Raw genomic sequence first — 5,091 nt, 5'->3', positions numbered from 1 at the left:
GGCGGGTCCCGTGCCGGTGGCCGGGCCCCGCCGAGTTCGTGTCGCCGCGGACGAGGTGCGGTTACTGCGCTTTCGCGGTGGTCGTCTTCTTCGCGGTGCTTCCCGTTTTGCGCGCGGGCGAGGTCTTCGCGGTCGCCTTCGCCGTGCCTGCCGAGGACTTCGCCGCCGCCTTCGTGGTCCCGGCGGTGCTCGTCTTCGTCCCCGAGGACTTCGCCGCGGCCGTGGACCTGCTGCCGCTCGATTTCGTGTCGGTGGACTTCGCGGCCGTGGACTTCGTGCCGCTCGACCTGGTGGCGGTGGATTTGGTGCCCGTCGACTTCGTCGCGGTGGACTTCGTGCCGGAGGATTTCGCGGCCGCCGTGGACCTGGTCCCCGTCGACTTCGTGCCGGAGGACTTCGTACCGGAGGACTTCGTGCCGGAGGACTTGGTGCCCGTCGACTTCGCGGCCGTCGATTTGGTCCCGGTGGACTTCGTGGTCGACGACTTGGCGGTGCTCGACTTGGCGGTGCTCGACTTGGCCGTACCGGCCTTGGCGGTGCCCGACTTCGCGGTCGTCGACTTGGCGGTCGTCGACTTCGTGCCGGTCGACTTCGTGCCGGTCGACTTCGCCGCGCTCGACTTCGTGCCGGACGATCCGGTCGTGCTCTTCGGCGCCGTCTTCGCCGCGGCGCCCTTCGCGGTCGTGCTCCTGGCCGACGTGCCCCGTGCGGTGGTGGTACCGCCCCGCGCCGTGGTGGTCCGCGTCCGGTTGGTGGTGGTGCGCGTGGAGGTGGGGCGGGTGGCCGACGTCCGCGACGACGTCTGCGTCCCGGCGGCACCGCGCGCGGTCGTCGCCGACGTGCGCTTCGCGGGCGTGGCCTTCGGCAGCTTCCTGGCGCCGCTGACCACGTCCTTGAACGTCGTGCCCGCACGGAAGGCGGGGACGTTGGTCTTCTTCACCCGCACTGTCTCGCCGGTGCGCGGGTTCCGCGCCGTCCGGGCGGCACGGGCGCGCTTCTCGAACACACCGAAGCCGGTGATGTTCACCTTCTCGCCCTTGTTCACCGTACGAATGATGATGTCGACGAGGTTGTCGACGGCTTCCGACGCGACCTTCTTGTCGCCCAAGCGCTCGGAGAGCGCTTCGATGAGTTGGGCCTTGTTGGCCATTCCAGTCCTCCAAGAAGAACTTCGTGTTACCCGGCCACACCGGCCGACATGCGCACACGGTATTACCAACGCAGCATGAATTCCAAACGGCACGCGGATTTTTCGCTTCCCGAGTGCGCTGTTACACCTTCCCCGCGGTGTTTCGCGGGAGTCCCAGGTGTCTTCGCCTCCGGCGTCCCACGTGGCCGCCGGGCGGTGTGCTTTCCCCGGTGGAGGCGGCCGGGGCGGGGCGGATTCCCCGTACACACGCGGGAATCCGCCCCGGAGTGCGCCGGACTACCCCGCGGTGGTGACCGGCTTGTGTGCCGGGCGCCGCCGTTCGAAGGCGTCGATCTCGTCGGAGTGCCGCAGGGTCAACGCGATGTCGTCGAGACCCTCCATGAGGCGCCAACGGGTGTAGTCGTCGATGGTGAAACCGGTGACGAACTCGCCCGCCCGCACGGTCCTGTCCCGCAGGTCGACCTGCACCTCGGTGCCGGGTTCGGCCTCGAGCAGCTCCCACAGCCGCTCGACGTCGTCCTGCGCGCACTGCGCGGTCACCAGGCCCTGTTTGCCGGCGTTCCCCCGGAAGATGTCGGCGAACCGCGGGGAGATGACCACCCGGAAGCCGTAGTTCGTCAGCGCCCACACGGCGTGTTCGCGGGAGGAACCGGTGCCGAAGTCCGGTCCCGCCACGAGCACGCTGCCCTGCCGGTAGGGCTCGCGGTTGAGGACGAAGTCCTCGTCACCGCGCCAGGCGGCGAACAGGCCGTCCTCGAAGCCGGTGCGCGAGACCCGCTTGAGGTAGACGGCCGGAATGATCTGGTCGGTGTCCACGTTGGACGCGCGGAGCGGGACTCCGACGCCGGTGTGGCTGGTGAAGGGTTCCATGCTGCTTCCTTCCCTCGACGGCCCGTCCACCACGGGCCGCGCTCGGATGTCGTCCGGGTGTGGCGGGCGGTCAGTCCAGGTCCTCGGGCGAGGACAGGGTGCCCCGTACGGCGGTGGCGGCGGCCACGAGCGGGGACACCAGGTGGGTCCGGCCGCCCTTGCCCTGCCTGCCCTCGAAGTTGCGGTTCGACGTCGACGCGCTGCGCTCCCCGGGCGCCAGCTGGTCCGGGTTCATGCCGAGGCACATCGAGCACCCCGCCTGCCGCCATTCCGCACCCGCCCCGGTGAAGATCGTGTCCAGGCCCTCGGCCTCGGCCACCTGCCGGACCCGCATCGAGCCGGGCACGACGAGCATCCGTACGCCGTCCGCCACCCGGCGCCCGTGCAGGATCTCCGCGGCGGCACGCAGGTCCTCGATGCGACCGTTCGTGCACGAGCCGAGGAAGACCGTGTCCACCGCGATGTCACGCAGCGGGGTGCCCGGTTCGAGATCCATATAGGACAGGGCCTTCTCGGCGGCGGCCCGGGCGGTCTCGTCGGTCATCGAGGCGGGGTCGGGCACCGACTCGCCGAGCGGCAGCCCCTGTCCCGGGTTGGTGCCCCAGGTCACGAACGGGGTCAGCGTGCTCGCGTCGATCCGGACCTCGGCGTCGAACTCGGCGTCGTCGTCGGTGCGCAGCTCCCGCCACTCGGCCACGGCGGCGTCCCAGTCGGCGCCCTGCGGGGCGTGCGGACGGTCCTTCAGATAGGCGAAGGTGGTCTCGTCCGGGGCGATCATCCCGGCGCGGGCCCCCGCCTCGATGGACATGTTGCAGATCGTCATGCGGGCTTCCATGGACAGCGACTCGATCGCGCTGCCCCGGTACTCCAGCACGTACCCCTGGCCACCGCCGGTCCCGATCCGCGCGATGACGGCGAGAATGATGTCCTTGGCCGTGACGCCGGGACGCAGGTGCCCGTCCACGGTGACCGCCATGGTCTTGAACGGGCGCAGCGGCAACGTCTGCGTGGCGAGCACGTGCTCGACCTCCGAGGTGCCGATCCCGAACGCCATCGCCCCGAACGCCCCGTGCGTGGAGGTGTGACTGTCCCCGCAGACCACGGTCGTCCCGGGCTGGGTCAGGCCGAGCTGCGGGCCGATGACGTGCACGATGCCCTGTTCGGTGTCCCCCATGGGGTGCAGACGGACACCGAACTCCTCGCAGTTGCGGCGGAGGGTGTCCACCTGGGTGCGCGACACCGGATCGGCGATGGGCAGCTCGGTGCCGGCCGTGGGGACGTTGTGGTCCTCCGTCGCGATCGTCAGGTCCGGGCGCCGGACCGACCTGCCCGCCAACCGGAGCCCGTCGAACGCCTGCGGGCTGGTGACCTCGTGCACCAGGTGCAGGTCGATGTAGAGCAGGTCGGGTTCGGCACCTTCGCCGCGGCGCACCGTGTGCGCGTCCCACACCTTCTCCGCCAGTGTGCGGCCCCGCGTCTCGGCCATCAGGGCTCCTCCGTGTACGTGTCGGTAGCGAGCGGACTCACTTCTCAGAATGTGGACATCCCAGATGGCGAGATTGTAGTATCGCCTTGTGGGACAACCCGATGTTAGCAAGCAGGACGGCGCGAAACAGCAGCAGAGCGGGATCGGTGTGCTCGACAAGACCGTGGCGGTCCTGCACGCCGTGGCGGACAGTCCGTGCGCGCTGGGGGATCTGTGCGCGCGGACCGGTCTGCCGCGGGCGACGGCACACCGACTCGCGGTCGGTCTCGAGGTGCACCGGATGGTGCGGCGCGACGCCGAGGGGCGGTGGCATCCGGGGTCCGCGCTGGCCGAACTGGCGGGCGGCAGCGTCGACCCGCTGCTGGACGCCGCGAGTGTCATCCTGCCGGAACTGCGCGACATCACCGGCGAGAGCGTGCAGTTGTACCGGAGGGAGGGCGTCATCCGGGTGTGCGTGTCGGTGGCGGAACCGCCGAGCGGACTCCGGGACACGGTGCCGGTGGGTGCGCGGCTGCCGATGACGGCCGGCTCGGGGGCGAAGGTGCTGGCGGCGTGGGCGGACGCACACACCCAGCAGGCCGTCCTGGCGGACGCCGTGTTCGGCGAACGCACCCTGCTCGAGGTACGGCGCCGTGGGTGGGCGCAGAGCGTGGCCGAGCGCGAGCCCGGAGTGTCCAGTGTGTCCGCACCGGTACGCGACGCCGCGGGCAACGTCGTCGCCGCCGTGTCGGTCTCGGGGCCGGTGGACCGCATCGGCCGCCGTCCGGGTTCCCGCTGGGCCACGGACCTCCTGGACGCCGCGAGCTCGCTGCAGGACCACCTCTGACCGCGGTGCGGGCTCCCGGCCCCAAAGCGCCGACCCGCACCGCTGGAGCGGCGACTCGCGGGCCTGAAGTGACGACTCGCGGGCCTGAAGTGACGACTCGCGGGCCTGAAGTGACGACTCGCGGGCCTGAAGTGACGACTCGCGGGCCTGAAGTGACGACTCGCGGGCCTGAAGTGACGACTCGCGGGCATGGAGTGGCGACTCGCCGGGGAACGGACACACGAGAAAGGGCCCCTCTGCGTGGTGCAGAGGGGCCCTTCTCTTCGGTACCCCCGATGGGATTCGAACCCACGCTACCGGCGTGAGAGGCCGGCGTCCTAGGCCGCTAGACGACGGGGGCTTGCCTGTGTTGCGGAAGCGATCTTACCAGACCGGTTTTCCCGCTCCGCAGCTGGGGTACCAGGACTCGAACCTAGACTAACTGAACCAGAATCAGTCGTGCTGCCGATTACACCATACCCCAACGGGCACCTCCCCGAAGCGCTTCGGCTCGGTGCCTGCTGTTGAGAAGAATACTAGACCATGCCCGAACGGGGCCGAACACGGGGGTTCGTCTTTCACCGCGGAGCCGGCACCCCCGAGGGGACACCCACCCGGGCGAACTCGGAGACCAGCAGCTCAGGGAGCTCCGCCAGGGTCGTCAGGACGTGGACGCCCGCCGGGACGTCGTCGTGGAAGCCGCCCGTGCCGTCCGCGCTCTCCGCGCCGTCCGCGCCCACCGTGCCGTCCGCGCCCACCGTGCCGTCCGCGCCCACCGTG

At 70.4% G+C, this 5,091-nt stretch carries 4 protein-coding genes, 2 tRNA genes and 1 pseudogene; 1 reads left to right on the top strand and 6 read right to left on the bottom strand.

The window, feature by feature from the left end; genetic code table 11:
* Positions 1 to 61 precede the first annotated feature (61 nt).
* The 3 genes from ACTIR_RS25105 to leuC form a co-directional block, all read right to left on the bottom strand.
* The gene (locus ACTIR_RS25105) at positions 62 to 1,150 is read right to left on the bottom strand and encodes an HU family DNA-binding protein (protein ID WP_084789282.1); all 1,089 of its coding nucleotides are present in this window, start codon (positions 1,148 to 1,150) and stop codon (positions 62 to 64) included.
* A gap of 276 nt (positions 1,151 to 1,426) precedes the next feature.
* Positions 1,427 to 2,020 (bottom strand): 3-isopropylmalate dehydratase small subunit, encoded by a 594-nt coding sequence (gene leuD, locus ACTIR_RS0102400; RefSeq protein WP_026453091.1) that lies wholly within the window; start codon positions 2,018 to 2,020, stop codon positions 1,427 to 1,429.
* A 70-nt stretch (positions 2,021 to 2,090) separates the two neighbouring features.
* Positions 2,091 to 3,506 carry a 3-isopropylmalate dehydratase large subunit gene (leuC, locus tag ACTIR_RS0102395; protein ID WP_026453090.1) on the bottom strand — a complete coding sequence of 472 codons (1,416 nt, stop codon included), beginning with the start codon at positions 3,504 to 3,506 and terminating at the stop codon, positions 2,091 to 2,093.
* An 88-nt stretch (positions 3,507 to 3,594) separates the two neighbouring features.
* On the opposite strand from leuC, the gene ACTIR_RS0102390 reads away from it, so the two are divergent.
* The gene (locus ACTIR_RS0102390) at positions 3,595 to 4,332 is read left to right on the top strand and encodes an IclR family transcriptional regulator (protein WP_034237921.1); all 738 of its coding nucleotides are present in this window, start codon (positions 3,595 to 3,597) and stop codon (positions 4,330 to 4,332) included.
* Positions 4,333 to 4,599: 267 nt separating this feature from the next.
* On the opposite strand, the gene ACTIR_RS0102385 is transcribed toward ACTIR_RS0102390, so the two are convergent.
* The 3 genes and pseudogenes from ACTIR_RS0102385 to ACTIR_RS27355 all read right to left on the bottom strand — a co-directional run.
* Positions 4,600 to 4,672, bottom strand: a tRNA-Glu gene (locus tag ACTIR_RS0102385).
* Positions 4,673 to 4,723: 51 nt separating this feature from the next.
* Positions 4,724 to 4,795 (bottom strand) — tRNA-Gln (locus ACTIR_RS0102380).
* 94 nt (positions 4,796 to 4,889) lie between these two features.
* Positions 4,890 to 5,091 (bottom strand): annotated as a pseudogene (locus tag ACTIR_RS27355) (HAD family hydrolase); the annotation flags it as partial.

Origin of the sequence: Saccharomonospora iraqiensis subsp. iraqiensis (genome assembly GCF_000430445.1) — a bacterium.
Lineage (GTDB): Bacteria > Actinomycetota > Actinomycetes > Mycobacteriales > Pseudonocardiaceae > Saccharomonospora > Saccharomonospora iraqiensis.
This window is presented reverse-complemented; position numbering and strand designations above follow the sequence as displayed.